This is a genomic window from uncultured Methylophaga sp. (assembly GCF_947259025.1).
GTDB lineage: Bacteria > Pseudomonadota > Gammaproteobacteria > Nitrosococcales > Methylophagaceae > Methylophaga.
Genome location: NZ_CAMYKO010000004.1, coordinates 236,232 through 262,161 on the forward strand (window position 1 = coordinate 236,232; position 25,930 = coordinate 262,161).

Annotated in this window: 22 protein-coding genes and 1 tRNA gene; 11 read left to right on the top strand and 12 right to left on the bottom strand. The window is 54.6% G+C overall.

Going from position 1 to position 25,930, the window contains the following annotated elements; all coding sequences use genetic code 11:
- The first annotated feature begins 6 nt into the window (after nt 1-6).
- Genes trkA through Q0X64_RS04330 form a run of 8 tightly spaced genes read left to right on the top strand, consistent with a single transcriptional unit; the run spans nt 7 to nt 6,084 of the window.
- Nucleotides 7-1,389 carry a Trk system potassium transporter TrkA gene (trkA, locus tag Q0X64_RS04295; RefSeq protein WP_297809312.1) on the top strand — a complete coding sequence of 461 codons (1,383 nt, stop codon included), beginning with the start codon at nt 7-9 and terminating at the stop codon, nt 1,387-1,389.
- A gap of 7 nt (nt 1,390-1,396) precedes the next feature.
- The gene (locus tag Q0X64_RS04300) at nt 1,397-1,957 is read left to right on the top strand and encodes a YqgE/AlgH family protein (protein ID WP_297809313.1); all 561 of its coding nucleotides are present in this window, start codon (nt 1,397-1,399) and stop codon (nt 1,955-1,957) included.
- A complete protein-coding gene (ruvX, locus tag Q0X64_RS04305; protein ID WP_297809314.1) occupies nt 1,954-2,373 on the top strand; it encodes a Holliday junction resolvase RuvX in 420 nt (139 codons plus the stop codon). The genes Q0X64_RS04300 and ruvX overlap by 4 nt, the downstream gene beginning before the upstream one ends.
- On the top strand, nt 2,355-2,900 hold the full coding sequence (pyrR, locus tag Q0X64_RS04310) for a bifunctional pyr operon transcriptional regulator/uracil phosphoribosyltransferase PyrR (protein WP_297809315.1): 546 nt from the start codon (nt 2,355-2,357) through the stop codon (nt 2,898-2,900). The genes ruvX and pyrR overlap by 19 nt, the downstream gene beginning before the upstream one ends.
- The gene (locus Q0X64_RS04315; RefSeq protein ID WP_297809316.1) at nt 2,890-3,864 is read left to right on the top strand and encodes an aspartate carbamoyltransferase catalytic subunit; all 975 of its coding nucleotides are present in this window, start codon (nt 2,890-2,892) and stop codon (nt 3,862-3,864) included. Before pyrR ends, Q0X64_RS04315 begins: the two co-directional genes overlap by 11 nt.
- Nucleotides 3,861-5,138 carry a dihydroorotase gene (locus Q0X64_RS04320; protein WP_297809317.1) on the top strand — a complete coding sequence of 426 codons (1,278 nt, stop codon included), beginning with the start codon at nt 3,861-3,863 and terminating at the stop codon, nt 5,136-5,138. Before Q0X64_RS04315 ends, Q0X64_RS04320 begins: the two co-directional genes overlap by 4 nt.
- A gap of 21 nt (nt 5,139-5,159) precedes the next feature.
- The gene (locus tag Q0X64_RS04325; protein ID WP_297809318.1) at nt 5,160-5,345 is read left to right on the top strand and encodes a DUF3012 domain-containing protein; all 186 of its coding nucleotides are present in this window, start codon (nt 5,160-5,162) and stop codon (nt 5,343-5,345) included.
- On the top strand, nt 5,335-6,084 hold the full coding sequence (locus Q0X64_RS04330) for an HAD family hydrolase (protein ID WP_297809319.1): 750 nt from the start codon (nt 5,335-5,337) through the stop codon (nt 6,082-6,084). Before Q0X64_RS04325 ends, Q0X64_RS04330 begins: the two co-directional genes overlap by 11 nt.
- 1 nt (nt 6,085) lies before the next feature.
- Here the strand turns inward: Q0X64_RS04330 and Q0X64_RS04335 are convergent, their stop codons facing one another.
- The 4 genes from Q0X64_RS04335 to Q0X64_RS04345 all read right to left on the bottom strand — a co-directional run bounded on the left by Q0X64_RS04335 (nt 6,086) and on the right by Q0X64_RS04345 (nt 14,867).
- On the bottom strand, nt 6,086-9,709 hold the full coding sequence (locus Q0X64_RS04335) for a hydantoinase B/oxoprolinase family protein (RefSeq protein ID WP_297809320.1): 3,624 nt from the start codon (nt 9,707-9,709) through the stop codon (nt 6,086-6,088).
- 116 nt (nt 9,710-9,825) lie between these two features.
- A complete protein-coding gene (locus Q0X64_RS04340) occupies nt 9,826-12,738 on the bottom strand; it encodes an autotransporter domain-containing protein (protein ID WP_297809321.1) in 2,913 nt (970 codons plus the stop codon).
- Nucleotides 12,626-13,096, bottom strand: coding sequence for an autotransporter outer membrane beta-barrel domain-containing protein (locus Q0X64_RS13330; protein WP_366517484.1), 471 nt, complete (start codon nt 13,094-13,096; stop codon nt 12,626-12,628). The genes Q0X64_RS04340 and Q0X64_RS13330 overlap by 113 nt, the downstream gene beginning before the upstream one ends.
- Nucleotides 13,097-13,238: 142 nt before the next feature.
- Nucleotides 13,239-14,867, bottom strand: a complete 1,629-nt coding sequence (locus tag Q0X64_RS04345) for an inverse autotransporter beta domain-containing protein (RefSeq protein ID WP_297809322.1) — start codon at nt 14,865-14,867, stop codon at nt 13,239-13,241.
- A 327-nt stretch (nt 14,868-15,194) separates the two neighbouring features.
- Here Q0X64_RS04345 and Q0X64_RS04350 point away from each other — a divergent pair, with 327 nt between their 5' ends.
- Nucleotides 15,195-15,980 carry a helix-turn-helix transcriptional regulator gene (locus Q0X64_RS04350; RefSeq protein ID WP_297809323.1) on the top strand — a complete coding sequence of 262 codons (786 nt, stop codon included), beginning with the start codon at nt 15,195-15,197 and terminating at the stop codon, nt 15,978-15,980.
- A gap of 114 nt (nt 15,981-16,094) precedes the next feature.
- On the opposite strand, the gene Q0X64_RS04355 is transcribed toward Q0X64_RS04350, so the two are convergent.
- The 3 genes from Q0X64_RS04355 to Q0X64_RS04365 form a co-directional block, all read right to left on the bottom strand.
- Nucleotides 16,095-16,171: transfer RNA gene (locus tag Q0X64_RS04355), tRNA-Asp, on the bottom strand.
- Nucleotides 16,172-16,283: 112 nt separating this feature from the next.
- Nucleotides 16,284-18,035, bottom strand: coding sequence for a 30S ribosomal protein S12 methylthiotransferase accessory factor YcaO (gene ycaO, locus Q0X64_RS04360; RefSeq protein WP_297809324.1), 1,752 nt, complete (start codon nt 18,033-18,035; stop codon nt 16,284-16,286).
- Between the two features lie 70 nt (nt 18,036-18,105).
- Complete coding sequence (locus Q0X64_RS04365) at nt 18,106-18,924, bottom strand: plastocyanin/azurin family copper-binding protein (RefSeq protein WP_297809325.1); 819 nt, start codon at nt 18,922-18,924, stop codon at nt 18,106-18,108.
- 290 nt (nt 18,925-19,214) lie between these two features.
- Here Q0X64_RS04365 and Q0X64_RS04370 point away from each other — a divergent pair, with 290 nt between their 5' ends.
- The gene (locus Q0X64_RS04370; RefSeq protein WP_297809326.1) at nt 19,215-20,501 is read left to right on the top strand and encodes a DEAD/DEAH box helicase; all 1,287 of its coding nucleotides are present in this window, start codon (nt 19,215-19,217) and stop codon (nt 20,499-20,501) included.
- A 6-nt stretch (nt 20,502-20,507) separates the two neighbouring features.
- Here the strand turns inward: Q0X64_RS04370 and Q0X64_RS04375 are convergent, their stop codons facing one another.
- The 5 genes from Q0X64_RS04375 to Q0X64_RS04395 all read right to left on the bottom strand — a co-directional run bounded on the left by Q0X64_RS04375 (nt 20,508) and on the right by Q0X64_RS04395 (nt 24,754).
- Complete coding sequence (locus tag Q0X64_RS04375) at nt 20,508-21,173, bottom strand: peroxiredoxin (RefSeq protein ID WP_297809327.1); 666 nt, start codon at nt 21,171-21,173, stop codon at nt 20,508-20,510.
- A gap of 94 nt (nt 21,174-21,267) precedes the next feature.
- The gene (locus Q0X64_RS04380) at nt 21,268-21,618 is read right to left on the bottom strand and encodes a hypothetical protein (RefSeq protein ID WP_297809328.1); all 351 of its coding nucleotides are present in this window, start codon (nt 21,616-21,618) and stop codon (nt 21,268-21,270) included.
- A gap of 13 nt (nt 21,619-21,631) precedes the next feature.
- Nucleotides 21,632-22,477 (bottom strand): signal peptidase I, encoded by an 846-nt coding sequence (gene lepB / locus Q0X64_RS04385; RefSeq protein WP_297809329.1) that lies wholly within the window; start codon nt 22,475-22,477, stop codon nt 21,632-21,634.
- A 43-nt stretch (nt 22,478-22,520) separates the two neighbouring features.
- A complete protein-coding gene (locus Q0X64_RS04390; protein ID WP_297809330.1) occupies nt 22,521-23,783 on the bottom strand; it encodes an MgtC/SapB family protein in 1,263 nt (420 codons plus the stop codon).
- A complete protein-coding gene (locus tag Q0X64_RS04395) occupies nt 23,780-24,754 on the bottom strand; it encodes a bile acid:sodium symporter family protein (protein ID WP_297809331.1) in 975 nt (324 codons plus the stop codon). Before Q0X64_RS04395 ends, Q0X64_RS04390 begins: the two co-directional genes overlap by 4 nt.
- A gap of 94 nt (nt 24,755-24,848) precedes the next feature.
- On the opposite strand from Q0X64_RS04395, the gene Q0X64_RS04400 reads away from it, so the two are divergent.
- Entirely contained in the window at nt 24,849-25,919 is a 1,071-nt protein-coding gene (locus tag Q0X64_RS04400) for an efflux RND transporter periplasmic adaptor subunit (protein WP_297809332.1), read from the top strand.
- The last annotated feature ends 11 nt before the right edge of the window (nt 25,920-25,930 follow it).

Below are 25,930 nucleotides of genomic sequence, written 5' to 3' on the forward strand. Positions count from 1 at the left end.
ACGATAATGAAGATTCTGATTCTGGGCGCCGGCCAAGTCGGCTCATCGGTTGCCGCTACGCTGGCACGCGAAGATGATGACATTACGCTGGTCGACAGTGATAACACCAATCTGCTCAAATTACAGGATCACTATGACATCCGCACCATTCAGGGCGAGGCCTCGCATCCCGATGTGCTGGCGCGGGCCGGTGCTGAAGATGCCGATCTGATTCTGGCGGTCACCAACAGTGACGAGACCAATATGATCGCCTGCCAGATCTGCCACACCCTGTATCACACGCCGACCAAAATCGCCCGCATCCGCACCACCGGTTATCTGACTACGCCGGAGCTGTTCGAAAAAGATAATCCGCAGGCGATTGCCATCGATATGCTGATCAGCCCCGAGCAGATCGTGACCGAATATATCCAGCGCCTGATCAGCCAACCTAATGCACTGCAGGTACTGGACTTCTCCGATGGCAAAATCCAGTTGGTTGCGGTGAAAGCGGTACATGGCGGGCCACTGGTAGGCCATCCGCTGCGCGATTTGCGTAAACATATTCCCAAGACCGAAACCCGGGTGGCGGCGATTTTCCGTGAAGGCCGGCCGATTACGCCCACCGGCGATACCGAGATCGAGGCTGATGACGAAGTGTTTTTTATCGCCGCCAGCAAGGATATTCGCGCGGTCATGGGCGAACTGTGCCGGCTGGAAAAACCCTACCGCCGCATTATGCTGGCCGGTGGCGGTAATATCGGCGCGCGCCTGGCCACGGCACTGGAAAATGATTATCAGGTCAAACTGATTGAGGCTAACCCCAAACGCGCGGAATACCTGTCGGAAGAGCTGGCCAACAGCATCGTGCTGCTGGGCGATGTCGCCAACGAAGAGCTGTTGCTGGAAGAAGAAATCGACAAGGTCGACCTGTTCTGTGCCCTGACCAACGACGACGAAGCCAATATCCTGTCAGCGATGCTGGCCAAACGCCTCGGTGCCACCAAAGTGCTGTCGCTGATTAACCGTGCTGCCTACGTGGATCTGGTGGAAAGTGGCACCATCGATATTGCCCTGTCACCACAACAGGCCACCATCGGCAGCCTGCTGGCGCATATCCGCCGCGGTGATATTGTGGCGGTTCACTCTTTGCGCCGCGGCGCCGCCGAAGCGCTGGAAGCGATTGCCCATGGTGACAGCAGCTCATCCATGGTGGTTGGTCGCCGCATTGATGAAATTGACCTGCCGCCGGGCACCACCATCGGCGCTATCGTGCGCGGCGAAGAAGTCATCATCGCCCATCATGATACGATCATAGAAAGTGAAGACCATGTGATCCTGTTTTTGGTCAATAAACGCTATATTAAAGAAGTAGAACGCTTGTTCCAGGTCGGCTTTTCATTCTTCTAGGAGCGTCATGGAATCGACTTTGCAAAATCATTTTCTGGTCGCCATGCCGGCCCTGATCGATTCCTTTTTTTATCGGTCAGTGGTCTATGTCTGCGAACACGACAGCAACGGCGCAATGGGATTGATTATTAACCGGCCCACCAAGGTGATGCTGGAAGAACTGCTGTCACACCTGAAAATCGACAACCACACCGACTATATTAAAACCACGCCGGTCCTGTTCGGCGGCCCGGTTCAGAAAGGCCAGGGCATGGTGATTCATGATCAGCATGAGGCCGAATGGAAATCCAGCCTCAAACTGGCTGAGGATGTATTTCTGACGACTTCCACCGATATTCTGGAAGCCATCGGCACCGAGCAAGGGCCGGAACATTCTCTGGTCACCCTGGGGTATGCCGGCTGGGGCGCCGGTCAACTGGAAAAGGAACTGGCAGAGAATAGCTGGCTGACCGTGCCGGCCACTCATGATCTGATGTTTGATACCCCCGCCGATGAACGCTGGCAGGAAGCCGCCAAATTGCTGGGCGTCGATATCAACCTGATGTCCAACAGTTCAGGACACGCATGACCACGACCAGAACCCTGCTGGGCTTCGATTTCGGCATGAAGAACATCGGCATTGCGGTGGGCCAGGAGCTGACCCGCACGGCCAATCCGCTCACCGCCATTAAGGCCCGTGACGGTATTCCCGACTGGGAGCTAATTGCTCGACTGTTACAGGAATGGCAACCGGCACTGCTCGTCGTGGGTTTGCCGCTCAATATGGACGGCACCGAACAAACAATGACCGCCGCCGCCCGCCGCTTTGGTAACCGCCTGCATGGCCGCTTCGGACTGCCGGTAGAATGGCAGGATGAAAGACTCACCACCTACGAGGCACTGGATCAAATGGGGATCCGCAGTAAAATGGATTCCCGTCAGCGTAGCGACGTCGATCAGTTATCGGCACAACTCATACTTCAATCATGGCTGAATCAACAATGACCACCGCACTCTCACAAACGCAGATAGACGCTTTGCTGCAAAGCATGGCAGCCGATATCCGTGATCGCCTTGGCGACAGTAAACCTTTGCTTATTGGCATACACACCGGCGGCGTCTGGGTCGCCAAGGCACTGCAGAACATTCTGGGTGCGGAATTTTTCGATGCGCCGCTGGGCACGTTGAATATCGCCTACTACCGTGATGACTTCACCCGCATCGGCATGCATCCACAGGTCACGCCCACCGATCTGCCATTCAGCGTTGATGGCCGCCATCTGCTGCTGGTTGATGATGTCTTGCTCAGTGGCCGCACCACCCGCGCTGCGCTTAATGAAATCTTCGATTACGGCCGACCGGCCAGTGTCACCCTCGCCGTGCTGGTGGAACGCAATGGCCGTGAGCTGCCGATTCAGCCCGATATTATCGGTGAGTCGATTGAGCTGGCCCGCGACAAGCACGTCAAACTGGTCAACAATAATGGCCTGCAGCTCGAATACCGCACCAAGGGAGTGGTGAATGAAGAATAACCAACTGACCGAAACCGGCCAGCTGCGACATTTCCTGACTATTGAAGGGCTGAAAAAGCCGCTGCTGACCGAAATCATGGATCGAGCCGAACAGTTTTCCGGCATCACCAGCCGTCAGGTCAAAAAAGTCCCGATCCTGCGCGGTAAAACTATCGTTAATCTGTTTTTCGAAAATTCGACCCGCACCCGTTCCACCTTTGAGCTCGCCGCCAAGCGACTTTCTGCTGATGTGATGAACTTCAACATCAGCACCTCGGCTACCTCTAAGGGGGAAAGCCTGCTCGATACCCTGCACAATCTGGAATCCATGCACACTGATATGTTTGTGGTGCGCCATAATCAGAGCGGTGCCGCCGAGTTTATTGCCCAGCACGTGGCGCCACATGTCAGTGTGATCAATGCCGGTGACGGCTGTCATGCCCACCCCACTCAGGCGATGCTGGATATGTTTACCATCCGCCGTCACAAGCAGGAATTTCACAACCTGCGGGTCGCCATCGTCGGCGATATTCTGCATTCGCGGGTAGCGCGCTCGCAAATCCAGGCGCTGGCAACTTTAGGAGTCGGCGAAATCCGCGTGATCGGCCCTCAGACATTACTGCCTTCTGACTGCCAGACATTGGGCGTACACGTCTATCACGATATGGAAGCCGGCCTGGAAGGCGTGGACGTGGTCATTATGCTGCGACTGCAACTGGAACGCATGCAGGGCGCGCTGCTGCCCAGTGCCCGTGAATACTTCCACTGCTACGGACTGACCGAAGACAAACTCAAACTGGCCAAACCTGATGCCATTGTCATGCACCCCGGCCCTATCAACCGCGGCGTCGAAATCGCTTCCAGCGTGGCCGACGGGCCGCAATCAGTGATTCTGGAACAGGTGACACACGGCATTGCCGTCAGAATGGCGGTAATGTCGATGGCACTCGGCTCCCAGTCAGAACAACACGAGATACATGCATGAAGATCCGCATACAAAATGGCCGTGTGATTGATCCGGCCAGTCAGCTTGATGCCCGCCAGGATGTGTTTATTGACGATGGACGCATTGTGGCGATAGGCGAAGCCCCCGCTGGATTTAGCCCCGATAAGATCATTGATGCCACTGGCCTGCTGGTATTACCGGGGCTGGTTGATCTCAGTGCCCGTCTGCGAGAACCCGGACAGGAACACACCGCGACCATTCTCAGTGAAACCTCGGCTGCTGCCGCGGGCGGCGTGACCACATTGTGCGTGCCACCCGACACCGACCCGGTAATCGATAACCCCGCTGTGGTGGAACTAATTGAAGATCGGGCCAAGAAATCGGCTCAGGCCATGGTGCTGACCATTGGCGCCATGAGCCAAAACCTGGACTCTGAACTACTGGCAGAAATGGCCCGGCTTAAAGCCGCCGGCTGCGTCGGTATCAGTAATGGCCTGTCGGCGATTAAAAACAGTGTGATTCTGCAACGGGCGATGGCCTATGCGGCCACATTGGATATGACTGTGTTTCTTAATGCCGCCGATCCCTGGTTGCAGCATCAGGGCTGTGTGCATGAAGGCACGGTCAGTGCCCGGCTGGGACTGGGCGGCATTCCTGAAAGCGCCGAAACTGTTGCTGTCAGCCGCGATTTAATCCTGATTGAACAAACCGGAGTACGCGCTCACTTTCATAATTTATCATGTGGTAAAGCGGTGAAATTGATTCGCGATGCACAAAATCGCGGGCTGCCGGTCACCGCCGATGTCAGTGCCCATCATCTACACCTATCGGAACATGATCTGGGCAATTACGATGCACTCAGCCATGTGCTGCCACCACTGCGCAGCATCCGTGACCGCGAACAGCTACAACAGGGCGTGCGTGATGGCGTGATCGCGGCGATTGCCTCACATCATCAACCGCTGGATCGGGATGACAAGCTGGGGCCGTTTGCTGAAACCCAACCAGGTATCTCCGGGCTGGAAACCTTGTTGTCATTAACGCTGAAACTGGTCGAAGATGATGAAATCGAGTTGCAGCGTGCAGTAGCCACTTTAACCTGTAATCCGGCTGATATTCTGGGCATTGATGCGGGTCAGCTTAAAGTCGGCGCGCGGGCGGATATCTGCCTGGTCGATCCCGATTCGGAGTTTGAGTGCCAGCCACTCAATTTTGTCAGCGCTGGCAAGAACAGCCCCTTTGCCGGCTGGCTGTTCAATCACCAGGTAAGCCATACCCTGTTCCAGGGCCGGCTGGTTTTTGAACGCGATTAACTTAAATTGAAGGACAGCAACATGCCAAAACCTTTGTTAAGCCTCTTTATCGCTGCAGCCCTGTTACTGGGCCTCGCAGCCTGCAGCCCCGAAGTCGGCAGCGAGAAATGGTGCCAGCAGATGGAAAACAAAGCCAAAGGTGACTGGACAGCAAACCAGGCCGCCGATTACACCCAACATTGTATTTTCCGCACTGATGAGTCATAAGCTTTACGCGCTCGATTTCGACGGGGTGATCTGTGACAGCGCGGTCGAAACCGGCATGGCCGGCTGGCTGGTCGCGCGCAAGCTGTGGACCGATATGCCGGATGCCCCGCCTGCGGAAATGATGCAAGCCTTCCGCCAAGTGCGGCCGGTGATGGAAACCGGCTATGAAGCGGTACTCATTATGCGCCTGCTGTTTGAGGGCATGCAGCCGGACAGCTTGATGGCCGCCTTTCATCATCAGATTGAAGCTTTAATGATTCGTGATGAACTTGGCGTTGATGAACTCAAGCAATTATTTGGTACGACCCGTGACCAGTGGATTGCCGACGACTTTGACAGCTGGATCGAGATGAACCCGCTTTTCGACGGCATTGCTGACAAATTAAAACAGATCGACACAGATAGCAGCTATATCATCACCACTAAACAGGAACGCTTTGTCGATCATATTCTCAAAGCCAACCAGATTTCTTTCCCCCTGGCACAAATTTATGGGCTAGAGCGCAATCTGAGTAAACCACAGATCCTCACTGATTTGAGCCTGGAACGGCCAGATGATGAGATTCTGTTTGTGGAAGATCGCCTGCCCACATTAATCAATGTGATTACTGATGACCGATTGGACAAGATCCGGCTGTTTCTGGCCGACTGGGGTTATAACACCCGCCAGGATCGTGACAGCGCCGCCGATATCAAACGCATCAATACGCTCAGCCTGAAAGACATGCAGCAGCTCTGATTCAGCCTTTTAGCATGGCGCCGAAACCGCCGCCACCCGGTGTCAGAATCTCGATCTGATCACCCGCCGCCAGTTCCACCTGGGCACAGGCAGTCAAGTCCTCCACCTCGCCTGTCCCACGAATGACGCGGTTACAGCCGGGCTGCCCGGCTTCACCGCCGTGCAGTCCGAAAGCCGGATACAAACGGCCATTGGAGAGTATGCTGACGGTAACCGGCTCGGTAAACAATAAACGCCTGACTGCCCCCTCTCCACCCTGCCAGCGTCCTTGCCCGCCGGAGTTGGAGCGAATCGCATGGGCCACAATGCGAACCGGATAACGTGATTCCAGCACCTCCGGATCAGTCAGCCTGGAATTGGTCATCAGGCTCTGTATCACCGCAGTTCCGTCAAAGCCCCCTGTTAACTGGCCATTGTCATCATAATCACCGCCGGCACCACTGCCGCCCGCCAGGGTTTCGTAATACTGGTGTTGCTGATTACCAAAGGTCAGGTTATTCATGGTCGGCTGCGCCGAAGCCATCATGCCCAGCGCGCCATAAAGCGCATTGGTAATACAGGTTGAGGTTTCAACATTGCCGGCTACTACCGATGCCGGGTAAAGCGGGTTGAGCATACTGCCTTCGGGGATGATCAGGCTGAGCGGTTTCAGACAGCCCGCGTTCAATGGGATCTCATCGTCCACCAGCGTACGGAATACATAAAGCACGGCAGCAATCGCCACTGCCCGCGGTGCATTGAAATTATTCTGCTGCTGCTCACTGGTGCCAGTGAAATCAATCTCCGTTGTCGCTGCCGCCCTGTTAACGCGGATTGCTACCTGGATTTGACTGCCATTATCCAGGCTGACTTTGAACTGGCCGTCTCTGAGTCGGTGAATGACGCGGCGCACCGCCTGCTCAGCATTATCCTGCACATGTTGCATATAGGCCTGCACCACGGACAGGCCGTAATCGGCGCACATTTTCCGCAAAGCCTGCACCCCGTTTTCATTGGCGGCAATCTGCGCCCGCAGATCAGCAAGGTTCTGGGCAATATTGCGTGCCGGATAGCGGCCCTGTTGCAATAAATCCGTTAACGCCTGCTCAAGAAACTGCCCTTTGCTAACCAGCTTAAAATTCGCTATTCGAACGCCTTCTTCGTCGATATGCGTCGAAAATGGCGGAATTGAACCAGGCGTCATGCCACCTACATCAGCATGATGGCCGCGACTGCCAACATAAAATGCCGGCTCTGAATGGCCCGGCAGAAACACCGGCGTGATTACCGTCATATCCGGCAGGTGGGTGCCGCCGTGGTAGGGATCATTGAGTAAAAACACGTCACCGGCTGCTATCGTGCCGCGATTGGCTTCGATCACCGACTTTATGCTTTCCCCCATCGAGCCCAGATGCACCGGCACATGGGGTGCGTTGGCAATCAGCTGGCCTTCTGCATCAAACAAGGCACAGGAAAAGTCGAGCCGCTCTTTAATATTGACCGACAGGGCTGTGTTTTGCAGTTGCAGGCCCATCTGCTCGGCAATATTCATAAACAGGTTATTGAAGACCTCCAGCATCACCGGATCAGCCTCGGTACTGACCGCCGCGTGACCAACCTCGCTGACCTGAGTCAACAGTAGATGCTGGTATTCGTTCACCTCGGCCTGCCAGCCGGGTTCAATCACCGTGGTGGCATTTTTTTCCACCAAGATCGCAGGGCCGTTAATCTTATCGCCTGCTTGCAGTTTGTCGCGTGCTATCAAGGCGGCCTGATACCAGTCACCATTGCTGTAAAACTGCACGGTTTTTCCACTCGGCAACGCGCGCCCGGCTTGCACGGTTTGTTTTTGCTCTTCGTCTGCGGCCGACTTTAACAAGGCTTCGACGGAAATCGCATCAACAATCAGGCGCTTGTCGGGGAGCAGGAAAGAGAAGCGCTGCTGGTAAGCCTCATTAAAGGCATCGCTTATCTGCTGCAAGCTGCCATAAGGCACGATCATCGCGGTATCACTGTCCTGGTAGCGCACATGCAGGCGCTGTTTCAGCTGCAGGTCTCCGCCATCCACATACTGCATTTTCAACTCGGATTCCGCCTGTTGACTGAGTTCACTCAGTTCGGTCTCAAGCTGCGGCAAGGTCGCCTTATTCAGTTCATAGTCGAGCGTTTTTTCACGGATCAGGCTTTGATCAGCGAGGCCCATGCCATAGGCACTGAGCACACCGGCAAAGGGATGAATCAGAATTTGTTTGATGCCCAATGCCTGGGCGACCAGGCAGGCATGCTGGGCACCGGCACCGCCAAAACACTGCATCAGATAGCGGGTGACATCATAGCCGCGTGCCACCGAAATCTTTTTGATCGCATTGGCCATCTGCTGCACGGCAATACGAATAAAGCCCTCGGCCACCGCTTCGGCGGCCAGCCCGGTGTCAGTGGCCAGCTTCGTGAATTTCGTTTCCACCACCGACTTATCCAGCGGCTGGTTGGCTTCCGGCCCGAATACCGCGGGGAAAAATTCAGGCTGAATTTTACCCAGCATCAGGTTGGCATCGGTGACGGTCAGCGGTCCGCCACGACGGTAACTGGCCGGACCCGGGTTGGCACCGGCACTTTCCGGCCCCACTCGTAAGCGGGCACCGTCATAGTGCAGAATCGAGCCGCCACCAGCAGCGACAGTATGGATCCGCATCATCGGTGCCCGCATCCGCACCCCGGCCACTTGGGTTTCAAACTCGCGCTCAAACTCACCGGCATAATGCGAGACATCGGTCGAGGTGCCGCCCATATCAAAGCCGATAACCCGGTCAAAGCAGGCGGTTTCTGCGGTACGCGCCATGCCCACGATACCACCCGCCGGCCCTGACAGAATCGCATCCTTGCCCTGGAACTGATGAGCATCCGTCAAACCGCCCGAGGACTGCATAAAAAACAAAGGCACGCCCGGCATCTGCTCTGCCAGTTGATCAACGTAACGGCGCAGAATCGGCGACAGGTAGGCATCGACCACGGCCGTATCACCACGGCTAACCATTTTGATCATCGGACTGACCTGGTGCGAACAACTGATCTGACTGAAACCGATAGCCTGCGCCAGCTCTCGCGCCTGCCGCTCATGCTGGTGATAGCGATAGCCATGCATAAACACAATCGCCAGCGAGCGATAACCCTGCTGGTACAAAGCCTTTAACTGCTGGTCCAGTGCCCCTTTATCAAGCGCTTTCAGCACCTCTCCCTGGGCACTGATCCGCTCATCAGCTTCAACCACGGAATGGTAGAGCAACTCGGGACGCTGGATATGCCGGTCAAACAGACGCGGCCGGTTCTGATAGGCAATCTGCAATGCATCGCGGAAACCTTTTGTGGTCAGCAGCGCGGTTTTCTCGCCTTTGCGTTCCAGCAGGGCATTGGTGGCCACGGTAGTGCCCATTTTGACCGAGCTGACCCGCTCGGCCGGGATCAGTTCATCCTTAGCTAAGCCCAGCAGAAAGCGAATACCAGCCACAGCAGCATCAGGGTATTGCTCGGGATTCTCGGATAGCAGTTTATGGGTGATGAGATCACCATCAGGCCGGCGGGCAACAATATCGGTAAATGTGCCGCCGCGATCAATCCAGAACTGCCATTTCGGTGTTGAAGCTGTCATGCCACAAGGATAATGCAAAAGCCGGATTATAACGGCTATTCAGCAGCAGACCTATCCAGAACCTGAAGCAGCTTCAGAAAAGCGTTGAGCGCTTAATTTAAATCAGGCCGTCAGGCTTACCATTGATAGCGATAGCCAGCCCTGATTTGCTGATCCTGCTCCGTGCCGGAAAACTCGCCCTCATAGGCAACACTCAGCGAAGCGCGCTCGCCCAGTGCCATAGCCACGCCGGTGCCGAGTAACAACCGGTCGCGATCCAGATCCGCGCCATCCACCTCGAAACTAGCCACGCGGTTATTGACAAACCCCGCCTGGGTTCGGGCCTTATCATCGCCAAACTCATGCAGCCAGGCAGCATTAAGGTGCCAGACCAATGAGCGGTTTTCTGCGCTGCTTAAGAACTGCTCAAAACGCAGCCCTGCCCGTGACTGAATTGACTCCAGCGACTCACTGGACACATCCAGATTGGCGGCGCCGGCACCGGACTCGCTGAATGACTCGCGGTCACTGTAGGCATAATCCAGCCCGATGTAGGGCGTCAGCATTATCTTATGCTTAAGCAAAAAGCTGTGACCGCCTTCGATACCGGCGAAAAAAGCCGTGGTATCGTAATCCGACTCTGCAGTCTGGCGGCCGCCCACATTAATCCGTCTCTCACTGTCACTGCCATACCAGCCCAGACCGCTGTAGCCTTGCATGTAATAGGCGTCTTTATCCCAGCGGGAATAGAGGGCTGCCTCGACCCCGTCCATATCGGTCGAGCCTGCCGCAAAACGGGCGTCAGACTGGGTATAACTGAGCGCGGCACCCAGCAGCCAGTCAGCATTTAACTGTTGATCCAGACCCAGCGATAGACCGGCATAGTGATAATCCATACCGCTGGCATTGCCGTCACCATCGACATCACCTTCACCGTAAACCGGGGTAAACCAGTATTGGCTGCCTTGTTGCGCTTGCGTATCGACGGCGTTCAACGCGGCTATGGGCGTATCCAGGCTCGCCAACTGCAGCGATGAGCCAGCGTCAAGGCCTGCCACACGGGTCGCCGGGTGTTGACTGCGCTGCACACTACGACTACTGAGCAGGCGGCCAAAGCGCTGCTGACTCTGTCGGGACAGTAACAGGCTGTTTCCGAGGCCCACGCCCGAGAGCTGGTCAAAGGCATCACGGGCCGCCGCACGACTGAGCACCGTGATTTCGCCCAGCAAATCCTGCATGCCGTTGGAAGCGCCACCGTCACTCAGCGTTTGCAAGGTCTGACCCACGGCAAGCTGGTTGGGCGTCCCGGCCACAGCAGTAAAATCATTAGCGTTACGCACCAGACTCAATGTGACATCGGTGGCGCTATAACTGAGGCTGGCATCGAGAAAGGCAAAGTTCACATTATCCACGCTGACACCTGTAAAGCTGTTGCTGATACTGCCTGCCTGCAGAATGGTGTAATCGGTAGAATCGGCATAGCTGCCCGCCTCCGGCAGAACCGATACCCGCGCGCCGCTGAGATCGGCATTACCGCTGGCAACAATCCTGTCGCTGTTACCGGCGTCAGCCACTTCCACCTCATAGACACCGCTGCTGAAATCCACATTGCCGGACACAGTCATGGTGCCGATGGAATTACCCGGTGCCAGGGTACCGCCGTTCAGAGTGATATCGCCCAGCGTACCGCTGCCACCAAGACTGCCGCCGGTGTTAACGGTAGTGGCGCCGACTAGGGTGCCGTTCACCGCGAGCAGCCCGCTGTTAACAGTTGTGGTGCCGGTGTAGCTGTTATTGCCTGTCAGCGTCAGTGTGCCGCTGCCGGATTTGGTGACATCAACCGCGGTCGCACTTTCCGCCAGGCTTCCACTAAAAATAGCGCTATCGCTACCTTGCACATCAAATGTGAAGCCCGGAAAACTGTCAGGGAAAGTAACCGTTTCATTATTGGTCTCGCCATCGCCCAGTGTGACCTGGGTGCGGAAACTATCGGCTACCACATCGTTACCGTCACCGGCATCCAGCGAGACAACAGAAAAGAGCTCGCCATCACTGCCCAGGCTGCCTGTACCCGGGGTAAAGCTGCCGGCGTTGCCGTCACCACCATCATTGCTGATCAGAATATGCTGCGTTTGGATCGGCAGATCATCGAGATCGCCAAGGGCAACCACATCCAGCGTGACATCATCCAGCGTCATATTGCCGTTCACATTGATGGTATCGGAAACGCCGCTGCTATCCACTTCAAAAAGCAACGTTGAGCCGGAATTTGCAAGCAGATCAGCGGTATTAATACTATCAATCGAGTTACCCGGTGCCAGGGTGGCGCCACTCATCAGGGTTACTGACCCCAGCGTGCCACTACCTCCCAGCGTTGCGCCGCTGTTAACGGTGGTGGCTGAGTTAGCGATAGAGCCATTCACTAACAAGGTGCCGTCATTGATGGTGGTATCCCCTCGATAGTCGTTATTCGCAGTTAGGGTTAAAGTGCCACTGCCGTTTTTTATAAGCCCCAGTTTATTGTTGGCAATAGCATCACTTATTTGACCCGTCACTCTGGTATCGCCTGCACCGGTAAAAGTCAGTTCACTCGCACTAAAACCTACATAAGCAAGCGTCGTTCCAATATCAAGCCCGCCGGTGCCGGCATCCCAAGTTAGGGATTGAAAGAACGCAATTTGGTATAAATTGAGCGTTTGTCGCTGACCGGACTGGTTATTCACACCGGAATCCAGACCCAGCCCATTCGACCCCGACAACTCAAATGCTCCAGCGCCAGCATCAAAACTAAGATTGTTGATATTATTAAAACCGGCACTGTCCGTATCCGGATTAATGATTTCTCCTGCCCCCGTAAATACCAGATCATCTCCATCCACTGGTACGGTGTCGGTATCCCAGTTGGCTGCCGTTGACCAGTTATTATCCGCCCCGCCGCTATCCCAGGTCACGGTATCGGCCTGAGCTGCCGAACATAACAATAAAGAAGTGGAGAAAACGGTTACGGATAAACGTTTCAGTTCGTTGTGAGGCGTTGATTTGGAGGACATACTGACAATAACCGTGCAAGAAAAAGCAATGGCTCATGATAGGCGGCCCCGTTGCGCTGTGATAGTCTCTGATCAGTGACACTTTTGCCCGCAATATCGCAGTAAGCTCATGGAAGACTCTCAAAAACAGGCCATTCACCGGCTCTGGGATAAGATGACCGCCAAACTCATGCGGCCAGGCGGCATTAAGATGCCAGACTAGTGATCGGTTTTCTGCGCTGTTTAAGAACTGCTCGAAACGCAGCCCTGTCCGTGACTGAGTTGACTCAAGCGACTCACTGGACACATCCAGATTGGCAGCACTGGCACCGGATTCGCTGAATGACTCGGGGTCACTACAGGCATAACCCAGCCCGATATCGGGCTCAGCATTATCATTTTCTTAAGTACAAAGCATAAGCGCATGAACCTATGCTTCTAAAACATCAATTGCTTGTTTGTCCGAGTAGTCGGGGGTATCGAATAAACATGCGATTTCAGTACACAACAAGGCTATTTTCTCAAGGGCAGCTGATATTGCCATTGGTTTCAATTGAGCCTGTAATGGAGCCGCCGACAGGAATATAACAATTGACGAGGTTTGATGTATTACCTGTACCCGAGAGGTTATTGATCGTCACACCGCCAGTGAGCATGTATGTACGCAAAGTTGGGGCTGTGCCGCCTATGTTCAGGCTATTATTAGAAAAGTCGATATTAGCGTTATTACCGACAAAGGCTATGACATGAGCAGTTGAGCCATTGGCGATAATGTTCATAGTGTTATTGCGTATGCTGACATTGCCGCTATTCTCTACATGTAGAATACTGGCTGTACTGCTACTCACCTCGGTGGTGAGCATGTTGTTCAGAATCTTGACGTTGTCTTTGCCCTCGATTCTGGCGATTGTTGTTGACAATGAAGTTGTTATTTTGGCTTTCATACCGATAAGACTGCTGTTATCAGCCATATCAAAAAACCGGGCTGCGCCATAGCCACTGCCACTCATGCCTGCACCTGAGAGACTGGCTGATGGTGTGGTAATGTTGACGGTTCTTCCTGAAGGGGTTTTGACCTTAAGGTTTGCAGCCCCCAGAATGTCTTGCCCTTGCTGTACTGTCGTGATGGTGTTTACCCCGGTGTAATCACCGTTCAGGATGACCGTCGTGTTTTCACCCGCGTTAGCAATAGCGGTACTAAAATTATTGCCATTAACGCTGTCATCAAACAGCACAATGCGTTTCCCATCGGCGGTTTCGCGAATCTTTTCTGGCGAGCCATAACTGCCTCCCTGGCTGACCACATCCACATCGCGGACAACAGGATCTGTCATCCGTTGCTCCATTGCTGTCAGTGCTCGACTTGGTTTGGCCTTTGTGTCACCCAATGGAATACTGAGTCGCAACATGGCAAAACGCTGACTGCCACGGGGATCATCATGCTGGTATTCCAGCCCCAGTGATAAACGCGAACCTCTCGACAAGAAAGGTAAAGCGTTGAATTTCATTTCCAGTCGAGCACGCGGTCCCTGGATGGTTTCTGCCCGGCTGTCGGTAAAGCGGTAGCCACCGGCATAGATACGTAATTGCTTATCGTCCTCGGGAGAAAATACGGGTATACGCCAACCGATTTCAGCGTCGTAACCGCTCATGGAACGTTCTTCACCGGCACGATAGGTGATAGCTGTGCCGGAAAAATCGACCGTGTCTAAACTTTCTTCAAAGTGGCTGGTTTCCCCCACGGGAATATAGGCATTAGCACGCAAATCCCAGTCCATCGACAGGGCTTCGACACCTAAGGTCACTTGGTTGAAGAAATTGTCATACGGGCTTTTACGACGGTCAAAATAGCCATAGCCACCGAGGTTCCAGCCATTGTCCAGCATGTGCCGAAGACCCACACCGATGTTGCCTTCATAGCTGTCATCGTTATCCATTCGACCGCGCAAATTCGCAAACAGCAGGCTGTCGTTGTTTTGCCACAGCGGGATCAGTAAATCTGCTTCACCCAGGCTCCGTTCGTTACCGAGTTTACCTTCGAAGTCGATGCGTGAGTGCCACTTGTCAGTTGAAGGGGCGACTTCAGCTTGGGCAGTTGAAGTCGCTGTCAGGCTGGCCGTTAGCATGAGAGAGAGCAGTAATTTCTTCATTCTAGTTCTTTATTTTTAAATTTTCATTTCAATGATGGCCAGACAGGAACAGTTACTTAGCAAGAATTGCATCCATGCTCTTAGCAGTTCATCATCAATATACAATGGAGAATATTTCCCCTTTTTCGATGACAATGCCTCCAGAGTTTTGTTACATCGAAGATATTTATATTGGGTTATGGTTAAGCTACAACAAACGCCTTAACGCCAAGGCTGAAATACTTTCGTTGTTAAAACGATTATTCACGACTGCATGTTAAGTAATGAGGCATCGTAGTGATAGTCACTGATCAGTGACACTTTTAATCATTCAGAACAGAAACACACATGGAAGATTTTCAAAAACAGGCCATTCACCGACTCTGGGATAAGATGACCGCCAGCAGTGCCTCCCGCTCACTAGAGATGCTGGATACCGTGTTGACCCAACTTGCTGATCTGGTGGATGCCCAGGAGGCTTACTGGATGGGCACCCTGCGTATTGATGCCATTGCCGACACGGATCCGGTTTCCGGCTGGCGGGCCCGGCACAATTACTACTTACGCCATACGGCTGAAAGGGAAGCCAACCGCAAGGAACATTACCGCCGTCTTGAAAGCGGCCAGATTGATCCCAGTATTCTGGCCAATATTCAGCATGCCGGTCACTTCCGAATCAATATCAAGCATGAAATCGTGCCAGCGGCATGGTTTGAGTCAGAGTTTTATCAGACGCTGTTTGCGCCTTTTGAGATTCAGGATGTCATCTTTGTCGCCACCCCGGTCAGCCCCGATGTGGAATCCTGGATGGTATTTGAACGCTGCGGTAAAACCCAGCCTAACTTCGGCGAAAAAGATCGCCAGTTGCTTGATTACGCCGTACGCCCGACCCAATGGTTTCAAAAACAACTGACCCTGCATCACGGTATTTATCTCGCCGAGGAAAAACTCACCGCCGCCGAGCGCCGGGTACTGAGCGGCCTGCTCACAGAGAAAACGGAAGACGAAATTGCTGCTGAAATGGGCTTGAGCCAAAGCACCGTACACACATACTGCGTACGCATCTGCCGCAAATTTGGCGTGCGTGGCCGCAATGGCCTGATTTCTCTGTGGCTGGGTGAAAATCAGCAATAGACCTTTTCAGCGCCCGGCATTGTTGTCGAACCACTGATTTGATGTCGCGGGTTCTCGTCGTTCCTGACACGGGAAACGGTGCTGAATTTCTATGGGGAGATGTTAAAGAAAAAATGGCGGAGCGGACGGGACTCGAACCCGCGACCCCCGGCGTGACAGGCCGGTATTCTAACCAACTGAACTACCGCTCCGCAGTTTTTCTTTGAACCGCCTTTGATAAGCCGGTTGCGAGAAGAAGCGTGCAAATATACAGCAAATTTTCAAAAGGTGTTAGTGTTTGCTGAAAATTTTTTTATTTGCGTTTCAATCCGGCTTTTTCCAGAACTGTTTTTTCGCCTGCTGCAGTTTTTCATAGCCCGCCAGCAGCGCATTGTGGCGCTCAAAGCCTTGCAAGCTCAGACCCGGTGTGTGCAGACCATCAAACACGACTTCTGCTTCCACGATATGGATGCATTGCGATACCAGTTCCTCACCAAACATCTGCGACAGCCCCTGCTGATAATCCTGGTACTGGCGGCTGTCATCCCACTTGATATCAAGCAACGCCCGCAGACAGCGGTAAAAACGTAGTTGCCCGGCATCACCCTGTCCCAGCGACAGGCACCAGTCGACCCATTCCAGCGCCTGCTCGTCCTGTAGCGCCAGGCACAGCATCAATTTGATTTCGCCCAGTCTGACACTGGCCCACAATGTGCCCGGGTCCGGAGCCAAACCGATAAACTGGGCTACCGGCGCATGATCATTAAAGCCGCCCTCTTCCAGCGCCAGCAGCAATTCGCGCCAGCTGTCTTCATTGCCCTGCTTAAGTGACAGCAGCGCTTCACGGAACATCGCGCCTTCGTTGTTGTTTTCCCAGACCAACTCATCGACCGGATAAATATCCGACATGCCCGGCACCAGAATGCGGCAGGCATAGACATCGAGATGCTCGTAATCAGCGATATAGATATCAAAGCCCAGCTCATGAATAATGCCGGTCAACCAGGCAAATTCATCGCGGGTGGAAGCGTCATGATCCCAGTCATTAAATGCAAAGTCGGGCGCTGCGCGGAAAAAGTCGAAGGAGATATAACCACTGGAATCAATAAAGTGCATTTCCAGATTCTGTGGTGAGGCCACCTCTTCCATATCAAAGGTCGGCGGGTGGAACACATCCAACTGATCCAGGCCGCGTCCCTGTAACAGTTCGGTGACCGTACGCTCCAGCGCCACTTCAAAGCTGGGGTGGGCGCCGAAAGAGGCGAACACCGAACCATCCTCGGGATTAATCAATGTGACATTCATCACCGGGAACTGCCCGCCCAACGAGGCATCGGCCACTTTCAGCTGATACCCATGCTGCTTGAGTTCATCCAGTGCTGCTTTGATTTTAGGAAAGCGGTCGATCACCGACTGCGGCACCTCGGGCAGACAGATGCCTTCAGCGATAATGCGGTTTTTCACATAACGCTCAAACACTTCCGATAGGCCCTGTACCCGGGCTTCATGCTGGGTATTGCCGGCCGACATGCCATTGCTGACATAAATATTGCCGATGATATTCACCGGGAAATAGCGCGTCTCGTTATCCCTGACCCGGACATACGGCAGAGCGCAGATACCGCGCTCGGCATTGCCCGAGTTGGTATCAAACAGGTGCTCAGGGCTCAGCGCGCGCTCTGGATCAAAGTGATCCCACAGGCCTTCATCCAGCAAGCCTTCTGGCATTTCGCCATACTCAGACTTGAACCATTTTTCATCCGGGTAATGCACAAACTCAGCCTGGCTGTAATGCTCGCCCAGGTAAAAGTCAGCAAAGAAATAGTTACAGCTGAGACGTTCAAAATACTCGCCCAAAGCACTGGCCAGACAGGCCTTGGCCGTGCTGCCTTTACCGTTGGTGAACATCAGCGGGCAGGTCTTGTCGCGGATATGCACCGAATAAACATTGCTCACCGGATTGAGCCAGGACGCTTCCTCAACGTCAAAACCGAAGGCTTTGAGCTTGTTCTGCATGGTAGCGATACTGGTTTCCAGATCGCTGTCCTTGCCTTTGATAAAGGTTTTCTCTGTCATACCGTTTTCCAAAAAAGAACCCCCTGCCCGGCTGGCGGGCAGAGGGTTCATCAATCGTGATTACTAATAATTACATCGCTTCAGCAGCGGCGATGGCTTTCCTTGCCAGTCGACCTTCCGCGCCTTTGGCATCAGCGGCCTTGATGGCATCCAGGTTCACCGGATCACCGACAATAATCGCACCGCCCATACCGGCGCCGATGTGCGGGGTGCATTTATAAACGTAAATGCCTTCCTGGCTGAAAGTGCGTTCATAGTTTTTGCCCAATTCTGAGTGCCAGGCTTCCGCGCCTTCCGGAATCAGGCCTTCAATTGACTGCGTGTCATGGGTCGGCATATTTTCCCAGGCGACGGTATCACCAGGCTGGATTTGAATCACCAGCGGGCTGTATTTCAGGCCCTGAGCGGTAACAATATGCATTTCACCACCGGTTGCGGCCTGCTTGGCTTCTTCTACTACCTGCTCCGCTTCCTGGGCAATATCTGCAGCGGCTGTTTCGGCATCTTCAGCCATACCGGCAGCGGCGCTTTCCGCTTCTGCCATCATATCGCCGGCTTTAGACTGCAATTCCTGCGTCGGTGTCGGCGTGGCCTCGACTTCGTCTTCCACCACGGTTTCCGGCACGGCTTCCTGAGAATCTTCCATATGCTCGGTCACGGTTTCATTGACGCCGCCGGCTTCATTCTGTGCCAGGGCTTCGGTACTTTCATCCTTGACCGCGGTTGAGGCGATTTCTGCTTCCTCCGTCATCGCTTCGGATTCTGGCGAGCTCACCTCACCATAGCGTTCCTGACTGTCATCTTTGAATACACTGGTTGATGCAAACACCACAAAAATGGCGACGATAGCCAGAATAACGGCAACCATTACTGCTTTGTTCTTATACATAATCCCTCCTGATTAAAAGAATCTGATTTAATCATAACATCTCTGTATGACTGCTCTGTGTCGACAAAATCAAAATTCCATGCGGTTTTCTGTCATAATAGCGCCCTGCTGCAAGGAAAGCACTCACCAGCGCGCCTTGCTTGACTTCCCGGATCACCACCGCTGTCTCCAAATCACCGACAAGCCTGTTCCCAGAGTTGTTCCCTCTGCCCCCCTGAGGGTGGCGAACGCTCGGCTTATCGTTCTGAACATGGTGCTGATATGCCGGTTTTTATTTTTGAGTATTTTTTATGACATTTTCTAATCTCGGCCTGTCCGATCCTATCCTGCAGGCTATTGCTGATCAGGGTTACAACCAGCCCTCTCCGATCCAGGCCAAGGCCATTCCGGCCATTCTTAAGGGCGGCGATGTGATGGCCGCGGCACAGACCGGCACCGGTAAAACGGCCGGTTTCACGTTGCCAATTCTGCAGCGACTGTCGACCGGCAAACCGGCTTCTGCCAACCAGGCCCGGGCCCTGATCCTGGCACCGACCCGTGAACTGGCCGCGCAGGTGGCTGACAGCATCCAGACCTATGGTAAGCACCTGCCGCTACGATCGAGCGTGGTGTTCGGCGGCGTTAAAATCAACCCGCAAATGATGCGACTGCGTAAAGGCGCCGATATCCTGGTGGCGACTCCGGGCCGCTTGCTGGACTTGTATCAGCAAAATGCCATTCGCTTTGATCAACTGGAAGTGCTGGTTCTGGATGAAGCCGATCGCATGCTGGATATGGGCTTTATTCACGATATCCGCAAGATTATTAACTTATTACCCAAAAAACGGCAAAACCTGCTGTTTTCGGCGACGTTTTCCAAAGATATCCGCAACCTGGCCAAACAGCTGGTCAATAACCCGGTTGAGATTTCCGTTTCTCCCGCCAACAGCACGGCCACCTCGGTCAAACAATGGATTGTGCCGGTGGACAAAAAGCAGAAATCGGCGCTTTTGGGTCATCTCATCAATGACAGTAACTGGTTCCAGGTGTTGGTGTTTTCACGCACTAAACATGGTGCCAACAAGCTGACCCGGCAATTGGAAAAAGTGGGTCTGCGCGCGGCTGCCATCCACGGTAATAAAAGCCAGGGCGCCCGCACACGGGCGCTGGCCGAATTCAAAAGCGGTGAGGTGCAGGTACTGGTCGCTACCGATATTGCCGCGCGTGGCCTGGATATCGATCAACTCCCTCATGTGATCAATGTCGATTTGCCCAATGTGGCCGAAGATTATGTGCACCGGATTGGCCGCACCGGCCGCGCTGGTGCCAGCGGTGAAGCCGTGTCACTGGTTAGCGCCGATGAGAGCGATCAGCTGTTTGCCATTGAACGCCTGATTGGCAAAACCCTGCAGCGCGAGTTTATTGAAGGCTTTGAACCGGTGCATGATGTGCCAGCCTCCAGGCTCAGTCAGCCCAAGCATCCGCGTCACCGTCACAAGCCACGCGCCGGCCACCGTGACGGCCAGCGCAGTGAAACCGCACATAGCCAGAAACGTCGCCGTCAGCCACGCAAAGCGGCCGGCCGCGGTCGGGGCTGATCCGATTCAGTCCTGCCCAGGCTGCCGGGTGGTGCGCAGATAAGGTTTAATCGTCTTGAAGCCCGACGGGAACAGCTCGCGGGCTTGTTCATCGCTGACGCTGGGCACGATGATGACATCATCACCATTTTTCCAGTTGACCGGCGTCGCGACTTTGAACTCGCTGGTCAACTGAATCGAGTCCAGCACCCGCAGGATTTCATCAAAATTACGCCCCGTGGTCATCGGATAGGTGAGCATCATTTTGATGGTTTTATCCGGCGCGATAATAAACACTGAACGCACCGTGGCGTTGTTGGCCGCGGTGCGGCCCTGGGCACCGCCCGGCTCTTCGGCGGGTAACATGTTGTAAAGCTTGGCCACCGCCAGATCCTGGTCGCCGATAATCGGGTAATTAACCTTATGGCCCTGGGTTTCCTCAATATCCTGCTGCCATAGCTGGTGATCGTCGGTGGAGTCGACGCTGAGACCGATCAGCTTACAATTTCTTTTGGCAAATTCATCCGCCATTCCGGCCATGCAGCCCAGCTCGGTGGTACACACCGGTGTAAAGTCTTTGGGGTGGGAAAACAGCAAGGCCCAACTGTCGCCCAGCCATTGATGAAAATTGATCTCGCCCTGCGTGGTCTGGGCGTTGAAGTCCGGCGCGGTATCGTTAATTCTCAGTGACATGATTGCCTCCCATGAATAACTGTTATTTCGCTGAAAAACTTCTTTTTATTTGTTCAGCATACTGCCAGCGCGCTATGGCTGACTACTGAAATGTTCAGTCTTTATTGACCTCACGCTTATCGATATACATCAGCACGATCTGGCGATCGGTGTAGATATCATTGCCGCTGTCTTTGCGGACCGTATCGTAAAAGGCCTTGAATTCAGGATCCCGCTGTTTCATGCCTTCCAGATCCTGCATCAGCACCTGGGCCTGAAATGCGGTTGGTGCGGTGTCAAAATGCCGGGAAGTGCAAAAAACAGCCACACTCTGTCCTGCCTGTTCTGCCCGGGTTTCACTTGATTCATCAAACAGGCACTCATGGTAATTGGCGTGCTCTTCGGCCTGCGCCGATGCCTGGAAAAGAATAAGCGCCAGTGGCGCCATACAAAGTTTCATATTCATAATTTCACCCTGTTTATTCACCCAGGCTATGACCGGTGACAAAGCTGAGCAGTTCCCGCCAGTTCAGCCTCTGCCGGTCGAGGTGAAACAGGACTTTACCCGCGATCTGCGCTGTGGGCAGGGTGCCCCAGAAACGGCTGTCACGACTGTTGTCACGGTTATCGGCGAGCACAAAAAAGCGGTTTTCAGGCACGCGCGAGGCGACTGCCCCCTCAGGAATTCGGGTTTTATTGCGCATGGCATCAAGATAGGGTTCCGACTGCCACTCGCCATTGATAAACAAGCCGCCCTGATGCACTGCGACCCGCTCACCGGGCAGCCCAACCACCCGCTGCAATACCGATTCGCCGGTTTCCGGATGGATAAACCAGATGACGTCACCACGCCCGATAAGCGCAGCAGAGGGCTGGCGCTCAAGCAACACCCAATCGTACTTTTTGATACTGCCACTCATCTGGTTCCCCGATACCTGCAGTGGCATCACGCCGGTCTTAACTACCAGCAGTGCCAGCCATATCGCGATAAGCAAGACAAAACTGATCCAGAACAGCAGATAGCCATACCAGTGCGGGGTCGTCGGCATCACCACCGGCCCTTCATCACGAGCGCGGTGCCAGCTAACCAGGGTAATGATGAGCAACACCAATAAGGACAACAGCCCGGCTGATAGCAAAATGAGTCCGGACTGGGGAAAATGGCGGGGCAACAACAGCCAGGCGAAGCCCGGCAACAAGGTAAGCAGCAAACACCAGCGCGCTGCCGTCGTTCGCCCCAGGTAATACAAACCCAGGCCCGGTGTCAGCCAGTTGAGCCAGGCTGCCAGAGCTGCACTGTGATGTTTAATCTGCAAAGGCTGCATCCGCCATCCTCCTTGTGCCGCGAGTTCGTTGCCTGGCCCAAGCTTACCAGTACCAGAGCCAGGTCGCGACTACGCCACTGATACCGGCCAGCACCAGCGGACCGGCGGCTTTCAGTCCCAGTGCGCGGCCACCGATTAAGCCACACATTATGCCCTTAACAATGCTGTTGGCGCAGGCGGCAATCACGCAGCCCATCACGAACAGGCGGGCGGACAACTGATCTTCCGCCATGCCCACCAGTGACAACATGATGGCATCGACATCTGCAATCCCCGACAGCGCCGCCAGTGTCATCAGCCCGGCTTCGCCGTAGGCATTTCTCAGCACCACACTGAGCAGCATCACCGCTGTCAGAATTGCGCCGAAAGTCAGTGCAGTTTTCAACTCGAGTGGATTTTGCAGAATAGAAGAGGCATCAGGCACCTTGCCGGCATTACCGCGGTGGAAAAACAGCAAAGGCGCATAAGTCAGCAGTGCCATCAACACCACCGGCGGCCAGAGTGAGGCCAGCATCGACGGCGCCAGAAGACCGACGATGATCAGCATGCGGATAAACATAGTGCCGCAGGCAATCAGAATGCCGCTGGCCGCCACAGACACCACGCCATGATTGTGGTGACCCAGCCGAGATAAATGCAAGGTTACTGCAGTCGATGATGCCAAACCGCCAAACAGACCGGTGAACAAGATGCCACGACGGGCACCGCCGATTTTGATAGCCACATAACCGGCAAAGGAGATCGCGGCAATCACCACCACCATCATCCAGATCCGGTACGGGTTGAGGGCTTCCCAGGGACCATAACCCTGATCCGGTAACACCGGCAGCATCACTACTGAAATCAGCAACAGCTTGATGCCGGCACGTAATTCTTCCACCTGCAGGCGGCTGACCAGGCCATGAAGTTGGGGTTTGTAACTGAGCAGCAACACCGCCACGACCGCGGTGGAAGAGGCAACCAGCACCTCGCCGCTGGTCGCCAGCGCGGCCAGTACAAATACCAGCAAGGCGGCCACCAGACTGGTAATGCCCCACTCGCCCTCCTGCTGCTGCTTGGCCAGAAAGATCATGCCCACGACTACCGCCAGCGCGGTAAACCCAAACCCCAGCACCAGCGCGCCGAACTGCTGGGCCAGCAAACCGAAACCACCGCCCAACAGCCCAATCAGACCGTAAGTGCGAACACCGGCGATGCGCTGGCCTTCCTGGCTGGCCCGCTCCTGCCAGCCACGTTCGACCCCGATCATCAAGCCGATGGCAAGCGCTACCAGAAGAAAGTACAGGCTTTCAATTTCTGCTGTCATGGGCTGTCACTCCTGTCACGCCATTGCCAGAAAGCGGCAAACACAGCACCACTCATATTGTGCCAGATACTGAATAGAGCTCCGGGCAGCGCCGCCAGCGCGGTGAAATTTTTCAGCGCCAGTGCCACCGCGAGGCCGGAGTTCTGCATGCCCACTTCAATCGCCAGCGTCCGGCACACCACGCTGGAATAGCCCAGCGCGCGGGCAACCAGAAAACCCAGTGTCAGACCAGCCAGATTGTGCATCATCACCGCCGCCAGCAAGACCAGTGACAAACTACTCATTCGTGACTCATTGAGCGCCACGATAATGGCAATAATGGCGATGATCGCGACCATCGCCAGCAATGGGCACAGTGGCTGCAAAGGACGCACCAGTCGGGGTAAAAAGCGGTTCAAAGCCACACCGGCGGCTACCGGCAGGATCACCAGGGTCAGAATTGTCTGCAACATCGACCACACCGGCACCTCAATGGCCGCATCAATATAAAGCCAGCTCAGCCACGGCGTCATGACCACCGCAAGCAGGGTTGATACCGCAGTCAGCGAAATCGATAAAGCCACATCGCCGCCGGCAAGATAGGTCATCACATTGGATGCGGTGCCACCGGAACAGGCGCCGACCAGAATCAGGCCGGTCGCCAGCAAGGGATCCAGCGCCAGGGCCTGAGCAATCAGCCAGGCCAGCAGCGGCATCAGACCGAATTGCAGACACACGCCTAACACCACCAGCAAAGGCATGGTCAGCACCCGGCGGAAATCGGTCGCAGTCAGGGTCAGCCCCATGGCAAACATGATCACTGCCAAAAGCGGCAAAATAGCCGGCTTCAAAGGCAGCCACCACGACGGCTGCCACCAGGCCAGAAAGCTGAACATTACCGCCCACAGCGGGAATAAACGCGTGATGACTGTCATTTGTAAAATAATGTAAACATGGTGATACAAGCCTTGCCAGCCGGGCTCAACTATCATTAAATTGCCAGTTCTGATGCGCTGCCGGCATGGTTGAGGAACTATTGCTGCGACTGACAACCCAAATATACCGAACTTTACGGACCGCAATCACATGGAATCTTCATCAATGCCCCCGCTGACGCGACTTTTTATATGGTCTTTTTTCTGCCTGCTGCCCCTTCACCTCAACGCCAATGATGCCACGCCGGTCTCCACCACTAAACCGACTCAATCCACGATTGCGGAAACCCTGACTCTGTCAGGTTCGCTGACTGCTGAAAAAGAAGCGATGCTGTCACCCCGGGTCGACGGACTGGTGCAGCAAGTGCTGGTCGATGCCGGCAGTGAAGTGGAAAAAGGGGATCTTCTAGTGAAGCTGGATCCGGCCATTGCCAGCCAGCAATACGCCCAGACCCAGGCGGCCACGGCAGAAGCAGAGGCTGCCCGCAATGAAGCCCAGCGTCTGGTTGACGAAGCCCAGCGCCTGCGAGGCAAGAATTATATTTCAGCCAGTGAACTGGCCAACCGTGAATCCAACCTGGCGCTGGCCGAAGCCTCACTGGTTGCGGCCCGTGCCACTCAGCGCACGGCGCTGGAACAGCTTCGACGCCACGAATTGCCGGCACCTTTTTCCGGCGTGATTAGTGCCAAGATGACTGAAGCCGGTGAATGGATAAACCGTGGCACCGCCGTATTGCAACTGGTTGCCACCGATAAAGTCCGGCTGGATGTCAAAGTACCGCAGGAACGTTTTTCATCAATCAAGAAAGACAGTCCGGTACAGGTCATCCCCGATGTCTATCCTGATCGGCGGCTGCCCGGGCAGATCAATGCCATCGTACCGGTCAGTGATCCTCAGGCTCGCGCCTTCCTGGTCAGGGTGGTTGTCGATGCGTCAGAAATCGACTTATTGCCGGGCACCTCAGCGACTGCGGTGATCGGCCTCAGTGACGGTGAAAGGCAGAAGCTTATCGTGCCGCGTGATGCTTTGTTGCTGCACCCGGATGGCGGCTACAGCGTGTTTGTAGTGGAAGAAGGCGTGGCAGAGCGACGCCAGGTGCAGATTGGTCAACAGGGCCAGGGCGGGGTTAGCATCCTCGATGGCATCGAAATCGACGATGAGGTGGTGATCCGCGGCAACGAAGTGCTTCGCGATCAGCAAAACGTCACTGTGACTAACTAATAAGGTCTGTT